We start from the raw sequence: 22,285 nt of genomic DNA on the forward strand, positions 1-22,285 counted from the left end.
CGTGCCCAACATCCACGCACATCGGCTCACCTCCCGGGTGCTGCTGTTCGACCGCGATGACCGCGTGCTGTTGTTCCTCACGGCGGCGCCGGACTCGTCGCGTCTCCCGCGGTGGATCACGCCGGGCGGGGGAGTGGACCCCGGAGAGACGCACCTACAGGCGGCGGTGCGAGAACTCGAAGAAGAGACCGGGTTGCGCCTCGAGACCCTGACCGGGCCGGTGTGGTCACACGACTTCGATGTCGAATGGGACTCGGCCGACCACGACACCGGTCACGCCGAGTTCTACACGGCCGTCGTGGACGCCTTCGACCCGTCCGATGCGAACTGGACCGACGACGAGCGTGTCGACGTCACCGAACACCGCTGGTGGACCCTGGGGGAGCTGCTGGCCGAGCGCCCACCGTTCGAGCCGCGGGAGCTGATCGACCTCATCCGTCGGCAGTTGCCGTCGTGCCTGGCGTGACCGCCCCCGACGTGACCGTATAGACGAGTCGGGCGAACTGGCCGACCTTTTCGGCTGAGATCAGCCGAAGGCGATCGGACTCGACCCGTCGCGGGAACAGGGGAGCGCCCCCGCCGAGGGCGACCGGCGCCACCGACAGTGCGATCTCGTCGAGTGCCCGGCATCCAGGAACTGTCCCGCCAGGTCGCCTCCGCCGACGACCCAGATGTCGCCGTCGCCCGCAGCCTCTCGAATCGCCGGCAGGGCCTCGGCGACCGAACCGCTGGCGAAGCGGATGTCGGCCCCGGTCGGCACAGGCAGCTCGCGAGTCGTGAACACGAACGTCGGGCGAATCGCCGTGGAACTCGCTCCACTTTTCGGGATGCGCGAGGATGTCAGACTCGTCGAGCAGTCACTCGTAGGTCGTCGAGCCCTCGACTAGCACCGAGGCACCTGACGGGAACAGCCCCTCATCGGGATGCTCACCATCCTCGACGGCAAACAGCCAGGCAAGGGAGTTGCGCTCGTCGGCGATGAAGCCATTGATGGTCGTCGCGGTGTCGAACGTGATTCTTCCCATCCCGTGACGTTGGACGGATCTGCCGACACGGGGTACGACGCCCCCGGGAATGGCTGAGGCCCGGCCCCATTGGCGGACCGGGCCTCAACTGTCAGAAGGTGATCAGCCGACCACTTCCACGTTGGAGTATCCGGCTCCGTTGAACTTCTGAAGGATGACCGTCTGCACCGCCGGAGCGCCGTCGACGGTCGTGTCGATCGGACCGAACGAGAAGTCGGTCTCGAGGTTGCTGATCGACGTCAGCGCTTCGTAGAACGACTCTCGCGTCGGCTCGGTCATCTTCGTAAAGGCTTCCTCGAGGATCTCGCCAGCCATCCACGACCACACGCAGTGCGGGAACGCCTTGCCGTCCTGCTCGTGCCCGGTCACGTACTCGGCGATCGCGTCGAAGTAGACCGCGCCAGCCTCCGACTCCGCGAACGGCGGAGCGGCGGCGGCCTGGGCGAACCCGGCTGCGTAGACACCGGCGAAGGTGTCACCGGTCACGCCGGCAGGAGTGAGGATGCCACCAGGCGATGCGGTGTTCGACGGCAGGAACACGATGGGCTTCCAGCCGAGCGCTGCGACCTTCTGGAGATCGGCGATCGCAAGAGGCGTGATCGCAACAGCGTGGAAGAGCACGTCGGCTCCCGTGGCGTAAAGCTCGGTGATCTGACCTTCGAGGCTCGTTGCGGTGGGCTCATAGCTGAGCTCCTTGACGATCTCGATGTTGTCTTCGCCTTCGATCGCGTCCTTCAGGCCCTGCAGGTAGCCCTTGCCGTAGTCGTCGTTCTGGTACAGAACGGCGATCTTGTGAGGCTGGCCATCGGCGACGAGAGCCTCGCCGAACGCAGCACCCTCTTGCAGGTACGTCGGTACGAGCCCGAGCGTCAGGTAGCCGTCTTCGCGGTTACTGAAGACCGGGTCACCGGTCATGACGAGCACCTGCGGAAAGGCTTCTTCGGCGGCGGCGTCGCGCCAGGCACGGTTCGTCGGGGTGCCGAGGCCGATTCCCGCGGCGAAGACTTCATCTGCGACCATCTGCTGGAAGTTCGCGGCAGACTTTTCCGGGTTGTATTCGTCGTCGTAGGTACGAATCTCGACCGTCCGGGTCTTGCCGTCGCCGAACGTGATGCCGCCCTCGGCGTTGCGCATCCCGAAGTAGGCGATCGCGCCATCGGCGGTGCAGTTGCCGGGTCCGGCCGTCGTGCCGGTGAGCGGCGTCGAGATGCCGAACACCAGGCTGTCATCGGTGATACCCGGGGACACGGCGTCTCCACCGTCGGATGGAGCTTCTCCGCCGCGTGCGCAGCCGGCCAGCGCCAGCGCCAGCACACCTGCCGACGCGACGATCGCGAGCGTGCGCTTGCGATTCACTGTGGTTTTCATGTGGTGCCTCTCCTTCGAGGGGTTGGTTCACTCGGTGTTTCTGTTGTCGCTTCAGCGGTGCTGGAGCCGACGTTGTGCCCGCCGCGCCCGCGTCGAACTCGACGCAGGATGGCGCGGGGAAGACTGGCGAGACCGCCCGGAAGCAGGAAGAGAACGAGCAGGATGACGATGCCCTGCACGACCGTGGTGCTTCCGGGACTGATCGTGTTCGTGACTTGCGGCACGAGTACGTAGATGATGCCGCCGAGGATCGCTCCGACGATGCTGCCGGCGCCTCCGACGATCGACGCGATGACGAGTTCGATCGAGTGCCCGAATGACAGCGTCTCGCTCGAGGTGTATTGGAGCGCGACGACATAGAGGAACCCGGCTGCACCGCCGAACATTGACGCGATCGTGAAGGCGAGCACTTTGTAGCGATACGGCGAGATGCCCATCGACGCCGCGACGGCCTCGTTCTCTTTGACAATCGCGAACGCGCGGCCGTATTTGCCTCGAACGAGGAAGAACGCGAGGGCGAAGAGCATGGCGGCGATGATCATGACCAGGTAGTACTGCCACTGGTCATCATCGAGACCGGTCCAGCTCGGTGCCGCGAAGGGGTTGCCCTTGTAGGTCTGCCCGTCGGAGGCGAGATAGTCGAGTCGACGAATCGAGATGCCTTCGTTGCCACCCGTCAGATCCGAGAGTCGCTTGGCGAGGGGCACCCCGATGATCGGCAGCGCGATGGTAACCATGGCCAAGGCGAGACCGCGCAGTCGGACCGCCACCAGTGCGACGACAAGCCCCATGACCCCGGGGATGATGATTGCCAGCACAAAACCGATGGCGATCGAACCCTCGGCGAGCGGCCCGCCCCACCAGGCGCGAATGGGGATGATCGCGCAGTAAGCGCCGACACCGACGAAGAAGACGTGGCCCAGCGACACCTGCCCGGTGTAGCCCATCACGATATTGAGGCCGAGCACCGCGACCGCGAAGACCGCGATCCGGGTCACGGTCTGGTTGGAGAATTCGGTCGCCATGAGCGGCAGCACGAGCAGCACGACAGCGATGACCGCTCCGATCGCCCACCGCACCCCGGTCTTGTCGAGAAGTGCGCGCACGTTCTTCATACCCGCACCACCACCTTGCGGCCGAAGAGCCCCTGTGGTCTCAGGATGAGGATGACGAACAACAGGATGAACGGCACCGCGATCTTGAGGTCGTGACCGATCCACGGCACGTAGGTTCCTGCGAGGTTCTCCAGCACGGCGATCCCCATTGCCGCCGCGACGGCGCCGATCGGAGAGCTCAAGCCCCCGATGATGACCGCCGCGAGCGCGTAGACGAGAATCGCGTCGAAGTTGCCGGGGTTGAGCTGCGCCTTCGCCGCCAGCAGGATGCCGGCGATCGTGCCGAGCGCCGCCGCGAGGCCCCAGCCGACCATGAGCATCCCGCCCACCTTGACGCCGGAGAGCGCAGCCGACGACGCATTGTCGGCTACTGCGCGGAGACCGAGACCCAGCTTCGTCTTCGTGAAGAGCAGCTGGAGGATGACCATGAGCGCGACGATGGTGAGGAACGTGGTGAGCGACCACACGCTGATCGCGATGCCGCCGACCATGAAACTCGCGCTGGTGTTGAAGAAGAACGGATACGGGATGAAGTTGTAGCTCCACACGATGCCGATCAGCCCGGTGATGAGGGTGAGGAGCCCGATCGTCGCGACGACTTTGGTGTCTTCCTCGCCGTTCTGGAAACGCCGCATCACGAACCGTTCGATGAAGGCACCGATGCCGAACGACGCGACGACGGCGACGATGACCCCGAGCAGCACCCCGGCGAACGGGTTCGCCGGCGCCACCAGGCTTCCGACCGTCATCCCGATGTAGGAGCCGAGCACAGCCATGCCACCTTGTGCGAAGTTGATCAGCCCGGTCGCCTGATGAACCAGGATCAGAGCGAGAGCGAGGGCTGCGTAGAGCGAGCCCTGGGCCAACCCGTCGACGACGAGCTGGACGAAGGTGCCGAATTCGTTCATCTCTCAGCCTCCTAGGTACGCTCTACGGATCTCGTCGTTGCCGCGGAGCTCGGCAGTCGCGCCGCTCAGGACGCTCCGTCCGGTCTCGAGGACGACCGCGCTCTCGACGACCGAGAAGGCGAGGTTCGCGTTCTGCTCGACGACCAGCATCGAAATGCCGGTCTCGGTGCGAAGCCGCGAGATGGCCGCGTACACGTCGCGCGCGGTCGAAGGTGCGAGGCCGAGCGACGGCTCGTCGAGAACGAGGAGCTTAGGCCGCGCCATGAACGCTCGACCGATCGCCAGCATCTGCTGCTCGCCTCCGGAGAGCGCCGATCCATTCGAGGCGTAGCGGCGTGCGAGATGCGGGAAAAGTTCTCGAATGAAGGCGATGTCCGACTCGATGCCGGCGCGATCCTTACGCAGATACGCACCGACGCGCAGGTTCTCTTGCACGGTGAGGTTGCCCAGCGTTCCGCGACCCTCGGGAACGTGCGCGATCCCGAGCGCCGCGACCTCTTCGGGTCGTTTGCCGCGGATGTCACGGCCTTCGAACTGAATCGACCCGCGCGGCACGCGCACGGTGCCGCTGATGGCGCGCAGCGTCGTCGTCTTCCCGGCACCGTTGGCACCGAGAATCCCGACCGCGCCACCCTCGGGAACCGTAAGCGAGACGTCTTCGATGACCTGAACCGGACCGTACGCGGCGGCGACGTGCGAAAGCTCAAGCAGCATCGGGAGCCCCCAAGTACGCCTCGATGACTCGAGGATCGGATTGCGCGGCCGCTGCCGTGCCCTCCATGAGCTTCTTGCCGTGATCGAGCACCACGACCTGGTCGGTCACCTGGGAAATGACCGACATGTTGTGCTCAACGACGATGACCGTGATCTCTTCGGTGCGCAAAGACTTCAGGTTCGAGATGAACTGATCGACCTCGCCGTGGCTGAGGCCCGCCGCGGGTTCGTCGAGAAGGAGCAGTGTCGGATGGAGCATGAGTGCGCGAGCGAGCTCGATCGACTTGTGGAGCCCGTGGCTGAGTTCGTCGGCGGCGATGTCGGCCGCCCAGCCCAGGCCGACGCGATCGAGGCGCTCGAGCGCTTCCGCACGCAGTGCGTGCTCCGCGCGCACGGTGCCCGGCATCCTGAGTGCCCACGCCATCGGAGTGCCGGGGGACCGGGTGTGGGCGCCAAGCAAGACGTTGTCGAGCACCGTCGCCTCAAGTCGGAGCGCGGGATGCTGGAAGGTTCGGGCGAGCCCATGCTTGGCTAGCTTGGCCGGTTCGAGACCGAGCACCTCGGAATCGTCAATCCGGATCGAGCCCGCGCTCGCCCGATAGTGACCCGAGATGCAGTTGAAGAGGCTCGTCTTACCGGCGCCATTCGGGCCAACGAGACCGACGACCGAACCTGGCTCGACAACGAAGCTCACTTCTTCGAGTACATGCACCCCACCGAATAGCAGGCTGACGTTCTCAAGTGTCAGTCGACTACCCATGAAGGCCTCCTCGCGCTCCGTCGTGCGGGTCAGCCACCTCGGTTTCACCCAGCGTCGCGGGAAAGATCCGGAGTAGCCGACAATATTGGCGACAATCTCGTAGACGATCCTACGGTGAAAGGGAGGCTGTTGGAATCACAACATCTGTCCGAGTCGTTCAGCCCCCGGTCGCAGTATTCGATGACGCTAAGGGACCGGGCACGTTGTCAATCCTTCGTTCCCACCTAGTGGAAGTCGGTGACCGTGGTGTTGCAGGGGCGGATTCTGAGCATCCCCGCCGACCGGATTGATCGAGCAGATCCGAAGAAGCGACCCGACCGCACCCTGCCTATCGTGGGGGAGTCGGGTGGATGCCCGGGCAACGAAGGGATTCAACATGGCCGAGAAGACGACCTCAGACGGGTTGAGTGCCGCGGAACGCGCCGCCGTGAAAGAGCGCGCCGCCGAATTGCGTGCCCAATCCAAAGCCGCCGACAAGCGTGAAGCCGGCCTGAAAGACGTGCTGGCCGCGATCTCGAAACTCGACGGCTCCGATCAGAAACTTGCCACCCGTCTTCACGAGATCATCTCCGAAGCGGCCCCGACGCTCGTGCCGAAGACCTACTACGGCATGCCGGGTTGGGCGAACGACGACGGCAAGATCGTCTGCTTTTTCCAGCCCGCCTCGAAGTTCAAGGTTCGCTACGGCACGTTCGCGTTCGAACAACCCGCCAAACTCGATGACGGCACGATGTGGCCGACCGCCTGGGCACTGCTGGAGATGACACCCGAACACGAGAACGCGATCACGGCGCTCGTGAAGCGAGCCGTCGGCTGAGCCGTCCCGTTTCCCAGCGAATCTCAGTCTCCGATAAGCAGCATTATGTCAGTTTGTGGTGGAGACACCACCCGCTTGACTGACCGCAACCCCTCCCAGTCGGTGTGAGCCGAATGCGCCTCCCACGCGATCAGTCCGTCCAACACGCTGCCACCCACTGGGACGATCACCGCGGCCGAGCGACCCGGGATTGGTCACTTGCACCGAAGCACCAGCTCCTTCGGCCCACCGAATGTCCGAAGAGCCGAGGAACGTCAAATCGACCGCGGGTGCCGAACCGAGCACCCATCGACAATGGCACCCCCGGGCGCGTCGTCACCGGTGCGCATCGCTCTCACCCCCGACCGACGACGGTGGGTCGGCGAGATGCCCGACATCAGTTCCATGCCCACGCAGAGTCGTCACACCCGCGCAGAACACCCAGACCAACCACGGAAAGATCCCGAGGAGGGCGTTGCCGATGCCCCCCGACGCAAAGAAGCTGCTCGGCGAGGTACCACCGAAGCCGAGGACAGCCAGGGCAAGATTTGCGGCCGCCGTCAGTGTGGCAAGGATCCCCGTCCATCTCCGGAGGGCGCCCGACGCAAAGGTCAGATAGGCCGCGGTTGCCGAAACGAGCGCCAAGAGAACAGCCCCTGTGGAGCCGAACATGATGCTCTGCCCGACGATCAGCGCACGGATGACAGAAGGGTCGGGCTCTAGCGCGATGACATCGAGCGCTGCCCCGCCCTCCATCGAATCGCCCACCAGGGTCACAGCGACGAAGACGAGCCCAGCGCCAAAAGTGATCTGAGCAACCCACGCGAGGTCGGGCCGCGAAGCCGTGACGAGGTGTTGGAAGCATGCCAGAAACACGATGAGAAACGCCAACAAGAAGGTGTCAGCGAGAATCACGATGAAGGTTTGCGTCGACCTTTCCCGGATGTATTCGACGAGCGCCAGGGAGTCATCGAGTTCCGGGCGCGCGCCCATCGTGAGTTTGGTCACAGCCTCTACCGCGAGGAAGATCGCGATCGCGATCGCGGACAGCCCCATCCATCGGTGCCCTGTTGAGGGCCTCGTCCCGTCCGCGCTCATGGCCCCCTTCTTGCGATCCGTCTCTTCGGCTTGGCAAATGCCCGACCGGCATGACCATTCCGCCCCCTCCGGGCGTGGAGAGCAAGTGTCGAAAGTCCCGGCATCGGCACGCGTCGCGCACGGTCCCCCGTGGTACCCGCCTCGGCATTTGGCCTTCCGTTGTCGGCCGTCGAGACAGCCGCCAGGATCAGGCCCGCGTCCTCCCGCCCGAAGGGCGGTAGGACGATTCGCCGACGCCCGAGCCGGCACGGTCGATGTCCCGGTCCCGACCTCAGCTCGCGTACGTGATGATCGCAACAACGATGGCGGCTAGCAGAACAGTTGCCGCGCCGGCGAGCGTGATCGCCCGGCCGTGCCGGGTCTTGCTGGACTCGGCACGCAGCGGCAACAGCAACTGACGACCCCCGACGTAGGCGGCCAGTGCTCCGACGAAGATGGTGCCGCCCAGCTCCGGGAGCCCGGCCGTGACCAGTACGACCAGCGCGATCACGCCGACGGTGGCCGCCAGCGCAGACTCGAACAACTGTGTGGGGATCCGGCGCACTCCCAGCCGTCGGTCCGAGGACCACAGACCCCAACGCGACGCCGTCGGCCGGCCCACGCAGCATCCGCTGAAGAAGCACCCGAAGCGCCCGATCATCATTCCGAACATCAGCGGCGGCGCGGTGATGTCGAGCAGCGAACCGATCCCGACGCCGACGGCCAACGCCCCGACGATCAATCCGACAGCGGCACCGATGACGAACCCTTGGATGCACATCCCACCGCCGTTGAGCGGCTGTCGTCGAGCGGCCGGGTACACGGCCAGGTAGTAGACCTTCGCGCCGACCAGCCCGATCAGGCTCGCCAACACCGACACCAGAAAGACACCGAACACAGGGAGCCCCAGGAGGCCGGCGAGAATCGCCTGGACGATCAGCCCGACCCCCGCCCCCAGACCTACCAGCGCGGCCCAGGAGCCCAGCACCACCCCCGGGGCCTTCTGGGCGATCACCGGCGCCCAGCCGGTCGAGCCCTCGGCGGAGCCCCCCGCCAGACGTGGTAGCACCGGGCGCGCACCGCCGGAGGGCTTGCGATCGGATCCGATGGGGTGTACCGAAGGGCGCGCCACCACATGCCACGAACCGGGGGTCACATCGGGTACTCGAGTGGTGACCGCGACCCGCCCGCTCCCGGGCAGCACCTTCTCCACGGTCGTGGAGAGGGTGAACCGGTCACCGGGACGGGGTTGGTGTTTGACGCCGGTGCGGCGCCCCTCGAACGCGATGGTCACCGAATACGGATCGCCCTCAGGCGCGGCGAGAAACTCATACGTCAGTCCCAACGCATGCGGTTTGACCTCTGCCAACGCATCGCAGTTGAACGCGGAAACCCGCAACGCGTTGGTCGGCGCGGCGTCGCTGCCGCGATCTGGATCCGGCAGCGGAGGTGCCGGGTGGCTCGGCTCAACCTTCGTGGCGGAAGACTTCGTGGCAGAAGCCGCCGGTCGCCGCTGGAAGGACGCCCCTGGCTGCCAGTTGCCCGGCTTGTGGTGATTGGTCATCGTCTTGGCTCTATCTCGAATTCCGGCGGACATCGCGGCCCCGCGCCACGAAACACACTGGTCGCGGGACCTCGGCCGCCTCGGTCGGGACCCCGGCAGGGCGACGATGATGTGTGTGCGAGTTTAGTCGTTCTCGCCAACGAGGGTGTGGTCGACGAGGCACGCGCCCGAGCGACTCCGAGCCCGTCGGGCGGCGCGCGATCCAGGGTGGTGAGAGAATCACCCGTGCCCTCCGACCACCCCCGTTCCCGCACCGGCATCGACCCGGCGGATCTCGAGGCCACCCTCCGCGTTCTCGCGGCGATGCCCGGCGTGGATCCCGCCGATCCCGACTTCGTCGCGGTCCGTCGCGCCACCGCCGCGATGTTCAAAGCGGTCAAGCGGGAGCGTCGGCTCGAACTGCGCGCGCAGGTCGCCGAAGCCGACAAGGCCGTCGTCGCCGCGACCGCCACGGGAGCGCCGGACCGGATCGACGACGAGACGCGCGGCATCCCGATCTCGGGGGCGGCGACCAACGCGGTCGCTGGCGTGTTCATCAAGCCGCGGCCCTGCTACATCTGCAAGCAGGACTACACGGTCGTCGACGCGTTCTACCACCAGCTCTGCCCGACCTGCGCGGCGATGAGTCACACCAAACGCGACGCCCGCACCGACCTCACCGGGAAGCGCGCCCTGCTCACCGGCGGCCGCGCGAAGATCGGCATGTACATCGCGCTTCGCTTGCTGCGGGATGGGGCGCACACCACCATCACGACGCGATTCCCCCGCGACGCGGTACGGCGCTTCACGAGCCTCCCCGACTCCCCCGACTGGATCGATCGGTTGCGTGTCGTCGGCATCGACCTCCGCGACCCGGCCCAGGTGATCGCGCTCGCCGAGTCCGTCGCCGAGCAGGGCCCGCTCGACATCCTCATCAACAACGCCGCGCAGACGGTGCGCCGCTCCCCCGGTGCCTATTCGCGACTCGTGGATGCCGAGCTCGCCCCGCTCCCCGACGGCCCGCTTCCCGAGATGGAGACCTTCGGTCACACCAACGACGCGCACCCGCAGGCCCTCGCCCGCTCGGTGGCCGCGCATCCGATCCTCGCGGCGGCCGCAGCCAAAGCCGACGAGCTCACCGAAGCCGCGATGGCGCCGGGATCGTCCTCGCTCGAGCGACTCGCCGCCGGCACCGCGATCGACGCGGGCGGTCTGCTGCCCGACCTCGAGTCGATCAACTCCTGGACGCAGAGCGTCGACGCCGTCGACCCGCTCGAGCTGCTCGAAGTGCAGCTGGCGAACGAGACGGCCCCGTTCATCCTCATCTCGAAGCTGCGCGCCTCGCTCGCCGCCTCCCCCGCCCGGCGCACCTACATCGTCAACGTCAGCGCAATGGAGGGCGTCTTCGGCCGGGGCTACAAGGGACCGGGGCATCCGCACACCAACATGGCGAAAGCGGCCGTCAACATGCTGACCCGGACGAGTTCCCGAGAAATGTTCGAGACCGACGGCATCCTCATGACGAGCGTCGACACCGGCTGGATCACCGACGAACGCCCCCACCCGACGAAGGTGCGGCTCGCCGAAGAGGGCTTCCACGCTCCGCTCGACCTCGTCGACGGCGCCGCGCGGGTCTACGACCCGATCGTGCGCGGCGAAGCCGGCGAGGACCTGTTCGGCGTCTTCTTGAAGGACTACGCGCCCGGCTCTTGGTGAAACTCGGGGTTTACCTGGCTCGGGCATGACGGGCTCTTCGCCCTCCGGCGTCTCGGTACTGCCCTCCCTGATCGCCTGGCGGGCCGCGGGCACGAAGACCGCGATCAGCACGACCACGAACGTGATGATGCCTGCCACCACCAGCAGCGTCTCGACCGGCATCACGTCGGCGAGCGGACCGAACACCACCATTCCGATCGGCATCGACACCGCCATCACGATGCCGACGAACCCGAACACGCGACCCTGGCGCTCCGGTTCGACGCGCAACTGCAGCAGGGTCATCGCGGGCGTCGAGAAGAACGGCACGGCCAGCCCGACCAGGAACATGAATCCGAAGAACAGCTACAGGTTCGTCGACAGGCCCAGGGCGACCGAGAGCACCCCGAACACCACCGACGACGCGATGATCATCAGCACCTTGTTCTTCGTGCCGCCCCAGATCGAGAGATGACGCCGAACAGGAGCAAGGAGTCGACACCCGAGAGCATGAAGAGCGCGAGCCCGAGCCTCGACGCCGCGATCGCCGCGTCTGCGACGATGATGAGCATCTTGCGGTTGAGCCGGTCGGCCCACCCCCCGCCGAAGATCGAGACGACCGCCTGGGGCACGAGCATCGAGCCGAACATCGACACGGTCTGCCCGGTCAGGAAACCCCGACGTCGCGCTTCCAGTGCGGGCCGGCTTCGACGTCGGTCATGCCCGCGAGGCGATCGGTTACGAGCGACACGCGCCGTGCGGCGTACCGTTGTGGCATGTCGAGGTACGTCGTCGCGATCGATCAGGGCACCACCAGCACGCGGGCGATCCTGTTCGACCACACCGGGATCCCCGTCGCGAGCGGCCGGCGCGAACACCGGCAGATCTTCCCGCAGTCGGGGTGGGTCGAGCACGACGCGATCGAGATCCGCGACAACACATTCGAGGTGCTCGCCGAGGCGCTGACGGCCGCAGGTGCGAACCCCGACGACATCGCCGCGGTCGGCATCACCAACCAGCGCGAGACGACGGTCATCTGGGATCGCCTCAGCGGCGAACCGATTGCCAACGCGATCGTCTGGCAAGACACCCGCACGCAGGATCTCGTCGATCGCCTCGCCGCCGACGGCGGGGTCGACCGGTTCCGCGCACAGACCGGGCTCCCGCTGGCCACCTATTTCTCGGCGACGAAGATCGCCTGGCTGCTCGACTCGGTCGCGGGTGCCCGAGCGCGAGCCGAAGCAGGCGAGCTCGCGTTCGGGACGACCGACTCCTGGTTGCTCTGGAACCTGACCGGCGGCGTCGACGGCGGCGTGCACGCGACCGATGTCACGAACGCGAGCCGCACCCTGCTGATGGATCTCGCCACCCTCTCCTGGGACGACGACCTGCTGGCGGCGTTCGGCATCCCTCGCGCGCTGGTGCCCGACATCCGCTCCTCGTCAGAGATCTATGGCACCGCGATCGCGCCCCTCGCGGGTGTACCGATCGCCGGCATCCTCGGCGACCAGCAGGCCGCCACCTTCGGCCAGGCGGCTTTCGACGCCGGCGGGAGCAAGAACACCTACGGCACGGGCAACTTCCTCATCGCCAACACCGGAACCCAGATCGTGCACTCCGCGAACGGGCTCATCACGACCGTCGCCTACCAGCTCGGCGCCGAGGCGCCGCGCTACGCCCTCGAGGGCTCGATCGCGGTGACCGGGTCGCTCATCCAGTGGCTGCGCGACAACCTCGGCTTCTTCGAGAAATCGGCGGATGTCGAACCGCTCGCGCTCTCGGTACCCGACACGGGCGGGGTCGCCTTCGTGCCGGCCTTCTCGGGTCTCTTCGCCCCCTATTGGCGCCCCGACGCGCGCGGGGCGATCCTGGGCCTCACCCGCTTCGCCACGAAGGCGCACATCGCCCGCGCCGCCCTCGAGGCGGTCGCACTGCAGACCGTCGACGTGCTCGACGCCGCCGGCGCCGACCTGCCCGCCCCCATCGCCGAACTGCGCGTCGACGGCGGGATGGCCGCCAACGACACGCTCATGCAGTTCCAGGCCGACGTACTCGGGATGCCGGTGGTGCGACCGGAGGTCATCGAGACGACGGCGCTGGGTGCCGCCTACGCGGCGGGTCTCGCGGTCGGGTTCTGGGCGAGCCGCGACGAGCTGCGCGCGAACTGGCGCGAAGACCGCCGGTGGGAGCCGACGATGGATGCCGGGGAACGAGCCGAGCGGATGCGCATCTGGCGTAAAGCCGTCACCCGCACGTTCGACTGGGTCGACCCCACCCCGCGGGTCGAGTAGCCCGCGCAGCGGGCGCATCGAGACCCTACCGGGTCGTCGCCGCTATCCAGGCATCGAGCTTGGCTGTCGCATCCCCGGTGTCGATCGCTTCGGCGGCGACCACGAGCTTCTCGGTGAAGCGCTCGCGGATGTCGCGCTCCTGCTGGGTGGCGTCGTGCGCGAGCTCCCAGGCCACGAGACCCGCGGCCGCGTTCAACAGCACGATGTCGCGTACGGGACCGGCGTCGCCCGCGAACACCCCGCGCGCGATCGCCGCGTTGTGTGCGGCATCCCCACCGCGCAGGTCGTCGATCGTCGACCGCGCGATGTCGAGCTCTCCGGGGTCGAGGTCGTGCTCGTGGATGTCGCCGCGCGACACCTCCCAGATGCGGCTGTGCCCGGTCGTGGTGAGTTCGTCGAGCCCGTCGTCACCGCGGTAGACCAGCGCGGTCGCACCTCGGGTGCGGAACACTCCGGTGATCAGGGGAACCTTGTCCAGCGCGGCGACGCCGACGCTCGACGCTTCGGGCCGCGCCGGGTTGCAGAGCGGCCCGAGAAAGTTGAAGACCGTCGGGATGCCGAGCTCGCCGCGAACCGCGCCGGCGTGCTTGAACCCGGGGTGGAACAGTGCCGCGAAGACGAACGTGATGCCGACTTCATCGAGCACGGCGGCGACCCGCTCGGGTGGGATCTGGAGATCGACGCCGAGCGCCGTGAGCACGTCCGACGAGCCCGACGCCGACGATGCCGCGCGGTTTCCGTGTTTGACGACCTTCGCCCCCGCGGCGGCGGCGACGATCGACGCCATCGTCGACACGTTGACGGTGCCGAAGCGGTCGCCGCCCGTGCCGACGATGTCGAGTGCCATCGGGTCGACCTCGAGCGGCTGCGCGTGAGCGAGGATCGCGTCACGGAATCCGACGATCTCGTCGACCGTCTCGCCCTTGGCACGCAGCGCGACGAGGAATCCCGCGAGCTGTGCGGACGACGCCTCGCCCTCCATCACCTGCTCCATCGCCCAGGAGGCTTCGGCGATCGAAAGATCGGCCCCGGCCAGGAGTTGGGTGAGCAGAGCTGGCCAGGTGAGTTCCGTCGGCATGGCGTCGATCGTAGCGACCCTGGATATCGGCCATAATGGAGTCGTGACCTCGACACCGATTTCGCACCGCCCTGCCGCTGGGGTCATCAACCGCCCGAACTCCGTGCAGGTGGGCACGATTGTTTGGCTCGGCAGCGAAGTGATGTTCTTCGCCGGCCTCTTCGCTGTCTACTTCACGCTGAAGTCGACGTCACCCGGTTTGTGGGCCGACCAGTCGTCGAAGCTCAACATCGTCTTCTCCGCGACCATCACGATCATCCTCGTGTCTTCGTCGTTCACCGCCCAGTTCGGCGTCTTCGCCGCGGAACGCCTGCAGAAGTGGCGCACCGGCGCGTGGTGGAACATGCGGCGCTGGGGCGTCGTCGAGTGGTTCTTCCTGAGCTTCTTTCTCGGCGCGCTGTTCATCATCGGTCAGGTCTACGAATATGCCATCCTCGTCGCCGAGGGCGTCGGGTTCACCTCCGACTCCTTCGGCTCTGCGTTCTACCTCACGACCGGCTTCCACGGCCTGCACGTGACCGGCGGTCTGCTGGCGTTCCTCATCGTGATCGGCCGGTTCTTCGCGGTGAAGCACTTCACGCACAAAGAAGCCGTGACCGCGATCGTCGTCTCGTACTACTGGCACTTCGTCGACGTGGTCTGGATCGGCCTCTTCGTCATCATCTACGTCTTCCCGCAAATCGGAGTCTGAGCCCACATGTCACGCACTCGCCGCACGGGCCGCCGTTCTCCGCTCGCCTCGGTCGCCCTGCTCGTCATCGGGCTGCTGACCACCGGCGGCGCCTACGCACTCGTCACCTCGAGCGCGACCGCGAGTCCGACCTCGGCGACCGCGTCCGGAGTCGAAGAGGGCGAGAAACTGTTCGTCGCGAACTGCGCCTCCTGCCACGGTTGGGGCGCTGTGGGAACAACCGACGGCCCGAGCCTGGTGGGCGTCGGCGCGGCAGCGGTCGACTTCCAGGTGGGCACCGGTCGGATGCCGATGGCCGCCTCGGGGCCCCAGGCCGAAGCCAAGCCGGTTCAGTTCACCGCGGAACAGATCCAGGCGCTCGCCGCCTACGTCGCCACTCTCGGTGAGGGCCCCGGAATTCCCGACGCCCGCTATCTCACCGGCGAGGGCGATGTCGCCGGGGGCGCCGAACTCTTCCGCATCAACTGCGCAATGTGTCACAACGTCGCAGGCGCCGGTGGCGCTCTGACGCAGGGCAAGTTCGCCCCCGACCTCAAAGATGTCGACCCCGCCCACGTCTATGAAGCGATGGTCACCGGACCGCAGGACATGCCGGTCTTCAACGACATGAACATCAGTCCCGAGGAGAAGGCCGACATCATCGCCTACCTCGAGTACCTCAACGACAACCCGTCCCCCGGCGGCCTCGACCTCGGTGGCCTCGGCCCCGTCTCGGAGGGCCTGTTCGTCTGGATCTTCGCTCTCGGTGCGATCGTCGCGGTGACAGTCTGGCTCACCGCGAAGTCGAACTGAGACCCACCGGTTCCCAGACTCCGAATCACGAAGAGATAAGAGAGCACACGAGCATGGCAGACCACGGCAGCGCGGAACCCGGTCGTGCGGTCGTGCGACGGGATATCCCGTCCGACGCACCCGGAACTGCCGTCGTGTCCACGGACGCGATCGAGAACCCCGGCTTCCCGCCGTACCGACCGCGCGTCAGCGACGTCGACCCCAAGAAGGAGCGCCAGAACGAGCGCCGCGTCGCCTGGTTCTTCTGGGCGTCGATCGTCGGCAGCGTCTTCGCGATCGTCGCCTACTTCGTGTTCCCGATCGACACCGACAACCCCGCCTCGGTGCAGACCAACAACGCTCTGCTCGGGCTCGGCATGGCGCTCGCGCTGTTCGGGATCGGCTTCGGTGCCGTGCACTGGTCGAAGTCGCTGATGGACGGGCACGATCTCGTCGAGGACCGCAACGCCGGCCACCCGCCGGAGGAGAAGTACGAGAAGCGTGCAGGCGCTGCCGCCGTGTTCACCGCGGGAAACCAGGAGTCGGGCTTCACGCGCCGCAAGCTGATCCGCAACTCGCTCATCGGTGCGCTCGTCGTCTTCCCACTCCCGGCCGTCGTACTGTTTCGCGACCTCGCCCCGGCTGAAGACCCGGTGACCCTGCTCAAGCACACGCTGTGGAAGAAAGGAACCCGTCTCGCGCAGGACCCCGACGGCACCCCGATCCGCGCAGCCGACGTCACGCTCGGCTCGGTGTTCCACGTCATTCCGGAAGGTCTCGAAGACCTCGACCACGGCAAGCTCGAAGAGAAGGCCAAGGCGGCCGTGCTGCTCACCCGGCTCAAGCCCGAAGATCTGAACATCTCCGAGGGGCGCGAAGACTGGAACTACCAGGGCATCGTCGCGTACTCCAAGATCTGCACGCACGTCGGGTGCCCGGTGGCGCTCTACGAACAGCGCACCCATCACCTGCTGTGCCCGTGCCACCAGTCGCAGTTCGACATCACGCAGGAGGCGAAGGTCATCTTCGGTCCCGCCAAGCGGTCGTTGCCGCAACTGCCGATCACGGTCGACGACGAGGGCTACCTCGTCGCGCAGAGTGACTTCACCGAGCCCGTGGGCCCGAGCTTCTGGGAGCGCAAGCTGTGACCGTCGATATCCGTCGGAGTGAACCCGACGAAATCACCACCAACCGCCCCGGTACCGAGCCGGCCACCGCCGAGGTCGGTGCCGGCATGCGGTTCACCAATTGGGCCGCCGGCTACGTCGACGAGCGCTTCAAGCTCTCGGGCTGGATTCGCGACTACGGTCGCAAGATCTTCCCGGACCACTGGTCGTTCATGCTCGGCGAGGTCGCCCTTTACAGCCTCATCGTCGTGCTGCTCTCGGGAACCTTCCTGACCTTCTTCTTTCAGGCCTCCATGGTCGAAACGACCTACGAAGGCTCCTACGTGCCGCTCAAGGGCATTGAGATGTCGGCGGCGATGGCATCGACGCTCGACATCTCCTTCGATGTGCGCGGCGGCCTTCTCGTGCGTCAGATCCACCACTGGGCGGCGCTGCTCTTCGTCGCCTCGATCGGCCTGCACATGCTGCGCGTGTTCTTCACCGGCGCATTCCGCAAGCCGCGTGAGATCAACTGGCTTCTTGGGTTCACGCTCTTCGTCCTGGCGATGGCCGAAGGATTCACCGGCTACTCGCTACCCGATGACCTGCTCTCGGGCAACGGCCTGCGCATCATCGACGGCATGGTGAAGGGCTTCCCGATCGTCGGAACCTGGATCTCGTATCTGCTGTTCGGCGGAGAGTTCCCGGGCGTCACCGTCGTCGGCATGTTCTACTCGCTGCACATCCTGCTGTTGCCCGCGATCCTCGTCGCGATCGTCGGCATCCACGTGATCATGGTGTTCGTCAACAAGCACACCCAGTACGCGGGCCCGGGCCGCACGAACGACAACGTCGTGGGTGTTCCCGTCATGCCGGTGTTCGCGGCGAAGGCCGGTGGGTTCTTCTTCATCGTGTTCGGCGTCATCGTCCTGATCGCCGCCACGGTCACGATCAACCCGATCTGGAACTACGGCCCATACGACCCCTCCCCCATTTCGGCGGGAACGCAACCCGACTGGTACATCGGATTCGCCGACGGGATTCTGCGGCTCATTCCGTCGGGGCTCGAGTCGGAGATTTTCGGCTTCACGGTCACGTGGTACATCCTCATCCCGGTGGTCGTACTGGGGCTCTTCCTCGTGCTGGTGGCGCTCTACCCCTTCTTCGAAGCGTGGGTGACCGGCGACAAGCGCCACCACAACATCGCCGACCGTCCGCGCAACGCCCCGATGCGCACCGCGATCGGCGCCGCCGGCGTGACGTTCTACGCGGTCATGTGGGCTGCGGCATCGTCGGACCTCATCGCCACGCACTTCAAGCTGGCGATCGAGGGAGTCACCTATACGCTGCAAGGTCTGCTCATCCTCGGGCCGATCTTCGCCTTCGTCGTCACCCGCCGCATCTGCTTCGCCCTGCAGAAGAAAGATCGTGAGATCGCGCTGCACGGCTACGAGTCCGGCCGCATCGTGCGCCTGCCCGGCGGCGAGTACGTCGAAGTGCACCAGCCGCTCAGCGACTACGAGCGGTGGCGTCTGGTGTCGTACACCGACTACCAGCCCCTCATGGTGCGACCCGACAAGCGCGGGCGCATCTCGATCCTGCAGCGGGTGCGCGCCGTCGCCTCGCGATTGTTCTTCGAAGACCGCATCGCGCCGGTCACCAAGAGCGAGATCGAGTCGCAGTCGCACCACTGAGTCGTCGACGTTGATCTGCCGAGCGACGATCTGCCCAGAGCGGCGGATCGGCGCTCAGGGCAGAACGCGCCCGGCGACCGCCCGGTCTGCCGGGAAGAAGCGACGCATGTACTCGGCCGCGTCAGCGAAACCGAGACGGTCGTAGAACCCGCCGGCGCGGCGGCTCGCCACCGTCAGCTGGGTCACCCCGCGCTGCTCGCAGGCCGCCTCCACCGCTCGTACCAGGAGGGTTCCGAAGTTGCGGCCCCGGGCCGCCTCGTCGACGACGATCTCTTGCAACTGAGCCGACGGCCCGTTGGTGGTGAGCAGCGGCACGATCGTCGTCAGCGCGTATCCGCCGAGTCGAGGCGACCCGTCGTCGACGACCAGCAGCAACACGGTGGGCTGGTCCCCGCGGAGGTATCCGGCGATCGTCTCATCGTATGCCGCGCGGTCCGGCGTGAAGGCGTGCCCCAGCATCTGCACGAGGTCGAAGATCGCGTCTTCGTCGCCTGGACGCGCCTCACGGATCACGACTTCGGTCATCGAGAACGAGCTCCGATCAGCGCGCGAAGAAGTTGCGGTAGTACTCGAATTGCCAACCGACGATGGCGATCAGCACGATCGGCCCACCGATGAACGCCAGCCAGATGCCGACGGCGAAGCCCAAGAACATGAAGGCCAGGCCCAGCGCGAGCACCATCGGCCACCAGCTCCACGGGCTGAAGTGCCCGACCTCGGGATCGCCATCGTCGATCTCGGCGGTCATGATGTCTTCCGGCAGCTCGCCGCCTTGGGCCCGCTTCGTGATCGTCAGGTAGAAGGCGATCAGGATCGACAACAGCGCCCCGAGTGCGATGCCGATCGTGCCGACCCACTCGACACCCGTGTGCGTCAACGGCTCGATCTGTTCGGGGGTGCTGGCGAAGTCGATGAGCGACCAGACCGTGTAGCCCGCAGCCGAGAGGCCGAAGAAGACCGCGAGGATCCAGAACAGGTTGGTGTTGACGCGCACGCTACTTCACCTCTCCGTCGACGAGGTCGACGACGGGACGGTCGGGGGCATCTTTCAGCGGGCCGATTCCAACCTGCGCGCCGCTCAACTCGGGGTGGTGCAGGTCGAACGCCGGCGACTCCGAACGGATGCGCGGGATCGACACGAAGTTGTGGCGCGGCGGCGGGCAAGAGGTCGCCCACTCGAGCGATCGGGCGTTGCCCCACGGGTCGTCGACCGTGACCTTCTCCCCGCGCCGGGCGGTGACGAGCACGTTGAGGAAGAACGGCACCATGGAGGCGGCGAGGATCATTGCGCCGATCGTCGAGATCTGGTTCATCCAGGTGAGCCCGTCTTCTTCCAGGTAGCTCCAATAGCGGCGGGCACCGCCCTGAACGCCGATCCAGTGCTGGATCAGGAACGTGGTGTGGAATCCGATGAACAGCATCCAGAAATGCACCTTGCCGAGCTTCTCGTTGAGCATCTTGCCGGTCCACTTCGGCCACCAGAAGTAGAAGCCCGAGAACATCGCGAACACCACGGTGCCGAAGACGACGTAGTGGAAGTGCGCGACCACGAAGTAGGTGTCGGATACGGCGAAGTCGAGTGGAGGGCTGGCCAGGATGACGCCCGTCAGACCGCCGAAGGTGAACGTGATGAGGAAGCCGATCGCGAACATCATCGGCGTTTCGAAGGTGACCGATCCACGCCACATCGTGCCGACCCAGTTGAAGATCTTCACCCCGGTCGGCACCGCGATGAGCATCGTCAGCAGGGCGAAGAACGGCAGCAGTACCGACCCGGTCACATACATGTGGTGGGCCCACACGGTCACAGAAAGGGCTGCGATGGCGATCGTCGCATAGATCAGGGTCTTGTATCCGAAGATCGGCTTGCGGCTGAACACCGGCAGCACTTCGGAGATGATGCCGAAGAACGGCAGCGCGATGATGTACACCTCGGGGTGCCCGAAGAACCAGAACAGGTGCTGCCACAGGATGGCACCGCCGTTCGCCGGATCGAGTAGGTGCGACGCGAAGACCCGGTCCGCGCCGAGGGCGAACAGGCCGACCGCGAGCATCGGGAAGGCGAGCAGCACGAGGATCGACGTGACCAGGATGTTCCAGCTGAAGATCGGCATGCGGAACATGGTCATGCCGGGCGCCCGCATGGTGATGATCGTGGTGATGAAGTTCACGGCACCGAGGATCGTGCCGAAACCGGTCATCGCCAGGCCGAACACCCAGAGGTTTCCGCCGAGCCCGGGGGTGAAGGTGGTATTCGACAGTGGCGCGTAGGCGAACCATCCGAACGACGCCGCGCCCTGCGGGGTGAGGTAGCCGGCGACGGTGACGATTCCGCCGAAGAGGAACAGCCAGTAGGCGAAGGCGTTGAGGCGCGGGAACGCCACATCCGGGGCGCCGATCTGCAGCGGCATCGCGACATTCGCGAAGCCGGCGAACAGCGGGGTCGCGAACAGCAGCAGCATGATCGTGCCGTGCATCGTGAAGAGTTGGTTGTACTGCTCACCGCTGGCGACCAGCGTGCTGCCCGGCTCCCAGAGCTGGGCGCGGATGATGAGTGCCATCACGCCGCCGAGGCAGAAGAAGATGAACGACGAGATGAGGTAGAGGTACCCGATCGTCTTGTGATCGGTGGTGGTGATCCACTTGACGACGATATTGCCCTTGCGCGCGACGCGCGGGGTGCCGAACGCCTGCTGGGGGGCTGTGGCCGTGGTCGTCATCAGTGGTCTCCCTCGCCCGTTCCGCCCGTGCCCGGCAGATTCTGGTTCACGTTGTATTCGGTGCCGATCTGGCCCTCGGGCAGCTGGGCCATCTGCCGGTCGTATTCGGCCTGGGACACGACCTTGACGGTGAAGAGCATCTTCGAGTGGTACTCGCCGCAGAGTTCCGCACACTTGCCGGCGTACTCGCCCTCCTTGAGCGGGGTGAAGTACATGTAGTTCGACCGCGCCGGGATCATGTCCTTCTTGTAGAGGAAGTCGACGATCCAGAACGAGTGGATGACGTCGCGCGACTCGATCTTGATCTCCACCGACTGGTCGACCGGCAGGTAGAGCACCGGCAGCGCGTCGACATCCGCGAAGTCGTCTTCTGTTTCTTGACCCTGGATGCCCACTTCGTAGCGGTTCTCGTCGAGGTAGTTGAAGGTCCACGACCAGCGCTGACCGACGACCTCGATCTTGACGTCGGGGTCGGCGATCGGCTGCTCGATCGCCGACTGGTCACGTGCCGTGAAGGCGAAGAACCCGATGACGAGGATGAGCGGCACGATCGTGTAGAAGATCTCGATCGGCATGTTGTAGCGCAATTGCACCGGGAACCCGGTCTGACCCTTGCGGCGCCGGTAGACGACCGCGGCCCAGATGATGAGGCCCCACGTCACGATGCCGACCGCGAGCAGCACGATCCACGAGGTCACCCACAGGCCGGTGATGCGGTCGGTGTGGTCGGTGGCACCGGCCGAGCCTTCGGGGAGGAAGCCGGTGAGCTGCGCTTGCGTGCAGCCGGCGAGGATGACGGTGACGGCGGCCGCGATGGGCACCACCGCCCAACGCGCCAGTTTCGACTTCGCCGGCTTCGGCGAGGGGGGGCGAGTAGAGCGCACCGGTGACCTCTCAGGAACGTGGATGACCAGGGCCCCAGTCTATCTACCC

At 66.1% G+C, this 22,285-nt stretch carries 21 protein-coding genes and 2 pseudogenes; 8 read left to right on the forward strand and 15 right to left on the reverse strand.

Annotation, left to right across the window (positions count from 1 at the left end; genetic code table 11):
* Nucleotide 1: 1 nt before the first annotated feature.
* Nucleotides 2-466 carry an NUDIX hydrolase gene (locus tag WBL06_RS03155; protein WP_424454525.1) on the forward strand — a complete coding sequence of 155 codons (465 nt, stop codon included), beginning with the start codon at nucleotides 2-4 and terminating at the stop codon, nucleotides 464-466.
* Here the strand turns inward: WBL06_RS03155 and WBL06_RS03160 are convergent.
* From WBL06_RS03160 to WBL06_RS03185, 6 genes and pseudogenes are all read right to left on the reverse strand, one after another.
* A pseudogene (locus tag WBL06_RS03160) lies at nucleotides 432-1,025 on the reverse strand (dihydrofolate reductase family protein). The gene WBL06_RS03155 and the pseudogene WBL06_RS03160 overlap by 35 nt on opposite strands.
* 102 nt (nucleotides 1,026-1,127) lie before the next feature.
* Complete coding sequence (locus WBL06_RS03165) at nucleotides 1,128-2,393, reverse strand: ABC transporter substrate-binding protein (protein WP_424454526.1); 1,266 nt, start codon at nucleotides 2,391-2,393, stop codon at nucleotides 1,128-1,130.
* A complete protein-coding gene (locus WBL06_RS03170) occupies nucleotides 2,390-3,508 on the reverse strand; it encodes a branched-chain amino acid ABC transporter permease (protein WP_424454527.1) in 1,119 nt (372 codons plus the stop codon). The genes WBL06_RS03165 and WBL06_RS03170 overlap by 4 nt, the downstream gene beginning before the upstream one ends.
* Complete coding sequence (locus tag WBL06_RS03175) at nucleotides 3,505-4,416, reverse strand: branched-chain amino acid ABC transporter permease (protein ID WP_424454528.1); 912 nt, start codon at nucleotides 4,414-4,416, stop codon at nucleotides 3,505-3,507. The genes WBL06_RS03170 and WBL06_RS03175 overlap by 4 nt, the downstream gene beginning before the upstream one ends.
* A gap of 3 nt (nucleotides 4,417-4,419) precedes the next feature.
* The gene (locus WBL06_RS03180) at nucleotides 4,420-5,130 is read right to left on the reverse strand and encodes an ABC transporter ATP-binding protein (RefSeq protein WP_424454529.1); all 711 of its coding nucleotides are present in this window, start codon (nucleotides 5,128-5,130) and stop codon (nucleotides 4,420-4,422) included.
* Nucleotides 5,120-5,890: an ABC transporter ATP-binding protein gene (locus tag WBL06_RS03185; protein ID WP_424454530.1), complete on the reverse strand. Its 771-nt coding sequence runs from the start codon at nucleotides 5,888-5,890 to the stop codon at nucleotides 5,120-5,122. Before WBL06_RS03185 ends, WBL06_RS03180 begins: the two co-directional genes overlap by 11 nt.
* Nucleotides 5,891-6,266: 376 nt before the next feature.
* Between WBL06_RS03185 and WBL06_RS03190 the strand changes: the two genes are divergently transcribed.
* The gene (locus WBL06_RS03190) at nucleotides 6,267-6,707 is read left to right on the forward strand and encodes an iron chaperone (protein WP_424454531.1); all 441 of its coding nucleotides are present in this window, start codon (nucleotides 6,267-6,269) and stop codon (nucleotides 6,705-6,707) included.
* Between the two features lie 315 nt (nucleotides 6,708-7,022).
* Here the strand turns inward: WBL06_RS03190 and WBL06_RS03195 are convergent, their stop codons facing one another.
* Entirely contained in the window at nucleotides 7,023-7,784 is a 762-nt protein-coding gene (locus WBL06_RS03195) for a hypothetical protein (protein WP_424454532.1), read from the reverse strand.
* Between the two features lie 271 nt (nucleotides 7,785-8,055).
* The gene (locus tag WBL06_RS03200) at nucleotides 8,056-9,327 is read right to left on the reverse strand and encodes a prolipoprotein diacylglyceryl transferase (RefSeq protein WP_424454533.1); all 1,272 of its coding nucleotides are present in this window, start codon (nucleotides 9,325-9,327) and stop codon (nucleotides 8,056-8,058) included.
* Between the two features lie 225 nt (nucleotides 9,328-9,552).
* On the opposite strand from WBL06_RS03200, the gene WBL06_RS03205 reads away from it, so the two are divergent.
* The gene (locus tag WBL06_RS03205) at nucleotides 9,553-11,022 is read left to right on the forward strand and encodes an SDR family NAD(P)-dependent oxidoreductase (protein WP_424454534.1); all 1,470 of its coding nucleotides are present in this window, start codon (nucleotides 9,553-9,555) and stop codon (nucleotides 11,020-11,022) included.
* Between the two features lie 81 nt (nucleotides 11,023-11,103).
* Here the strand turns inward: WBL06_RS03205 and WBL06_RS03210 are convergent.
* A pseudogene (locus tag WBL06_RS03210) lies at nucleotides 11,104-11,352 on the reverse strand (PucC family protein); the annotation flags it as partial.
* Between the two features lie 83 nt (nucleotides 11,353-11,435).
* Nucleotides 11,436-11,651: a hypothetical protein gene (locus WBL06_RS03215; protein WP_424454535.1), complete on the reverse strand. Its 216-nt coding sequence runs from the start codon at nucleotides 11,649-11,651 to the stop codon at nucleotides 11,436-11,438.
* Nucleotides 11,652-11,777: 126 nt separating this feature from the next.
* Between WBL06_RS03215 and glpK the strand changes: the two genes are divergently transcribed.
* The gene (glpK, locus tag WBL06_RS03220; protein ID WP_424454536.1) at nucleotides 11,778-13,292 is read left to right on the forward strand and encodes a glycerol kinase GlpK; all 1,515 of its coding nucleotides are present in this window, start codon (nucleotides 11,778-11,780) and stop codon (nucleotides 13,290-13,292) included.
* Nucleotides 13,293-13,317: 25 nt separating this feature from the next.
* On the opposite strand, the gene trpD is transcribed toward glpK, so the two are convergent.
* The gene (gene trpD / locus WBL06_RS03225) at nucleotides 13,318-14,370 is read right to left on the reverse strand and encodes an anthranilate phosphoribosyltransferase (RefSeq protein WP_424454537.1); all 1,053 of its coding nucleotides are present in this window, start codon (nucleotides 14,368-14,370) and stop codon (nucleotides 13,318-13,320) included.
* Here trpD and WBL06_RS03230 point away from each other — a divergent pair.
* The 4 genes from WBL06_RS03230 to WBL06_RS03245 all read left to right on the forward strand — a co-directional run bounded on the left by WBL06_RS03230 (nucleotide 14,369) and on the right by WBL06_RS03245 (nucleotide 18,632).
* Nucleotides 14,369-15,061 carry a cytochrome c oxidase subunit 3 gene (locus WBL06_RS03230; protein ID WP_424454538.1) on the forward strand — a complete coding sequence of 231 codons (693 nt, stop codon included), beginning with the start codon at nucleotides 14,369-14,371 and terminating at the stop codon, nucleotides 15,059-15,061. The genes trpD and WBL06_RS03230 overlap by 2 nt on opposite strands.
* 6 nt (nucleotides 15,062-15,067) lie before the next feature.
* Complete coding sequence (locus WBL06_RS03235) at nucleotides 15,068-15,853, forward strand: c-type cytochrome (RefSeq protein ID WP_424454539.1); 786 nt, start codon at nucleotides 15,068-15,070, stop codon at nucleotides 15,851-15,853.
* Nucleotides 15,854-15,906: 53 nt separating this feature from the next.
* Nucleotides 15,907-16,980: a Rieske 2Fe-2S domain-containing protein gene (locus WBL06_RS03240; RefSeq protein WP_424454540.1), complete on the forward strand. Its 1,074-nt coding sequence runs from the start codon at nucleotides 15,907-15,909 to the stop codon at nucleotides 16,978-16,980.
* Between the two features lie 86 nt (nucleotides 16,981-17,066).
* A complete protein-coding gene (locus WBL06_RS03245) occupies nucleotides 17,067-18,632 on the forward strand; it encodes a cytochrome b (RefSeq protein WP_424454673.1) in 1,566 nt (521 codons plus the stop codon).
* Nucleotides 18,633-18,686: 54 nt separating this feature from the next.
* Here the strand turns inward: WBL06_RS03245 and WBL06_RS03250 are convergent, their stop codons facing one another.
* Genes WBL06_RS03250 through coxB form a run of 4 tightly spaced genes read right to left on the reverse strand, consistent with a single transcriptional unit; the run spans nucleotide 18,687 to nucleotide 22,167 of the window.
* On the reverse strand, nucleotides 18,687-19,157 hold the full coding sequence (locus WBL06_RS03250; protein WP_424454541.1) for a GNAT family N-acetyltransferase: 471 nt from the start codon (nucleotides 19,155-19,157) through the stop codon (nucleotides 18,687-18,689).
* A gap of 16 nt (nucleotides 19,158-19,173) precedes the next feature.
* On the reverse strand, nucleotides 19,174-19,626 hold the full coding sequence (locus WBL06_RS03255; protein WP_424454542.1) for a cytochrome c oxidase subunit 4: 453 nt from the start codon (nucleotides 19,624-19,626) through the stop codon (nucleotides 19,174-19,176).
* 1 nt (nucleotide 19,627) lies between these two features.
* Nucleotides 19,628-21,352, reverse strand: coding sequence for a cytochrome c oxidase subunit I (gene ctaD, locus WBL06_RS03260; protein ID WP_424454543.1), 1,725 nt, complete (start codon nucleotides 21,350-21,352; stop codon nucleotides 19,628-19,630).
* Nucleotides 21,352-22,167 carry a cytochrome c oxidase subunit II gene (gene coxB / locus WBL06_RS03265; protein WP_424454674.1) on the reverse strand — a complete coding sequence of 272 codons (816 nt, stop codon included), beginning with the start codon at nucleotides 22,165-22,167 and terminating at the stop codon, nucleotides 21,352-21,354. Before coxB ends, ctaD begins: the two co-directional genes overlap by 1 nt.
* Nucleotides 22,168-22,285: the final 118 nt, after the last annotated feature.

Origin of the sequence: Pseudolysinimonas sp. (assembly GCF_049651805.1) — a bacterium.
In the GTDB taxonomy this organism is placed as follows: Bacteria; Actinomycetota; Actinomycetes; order Actinomycetales; family Microbacteriaceae; genus Pseudolysinimonas_A.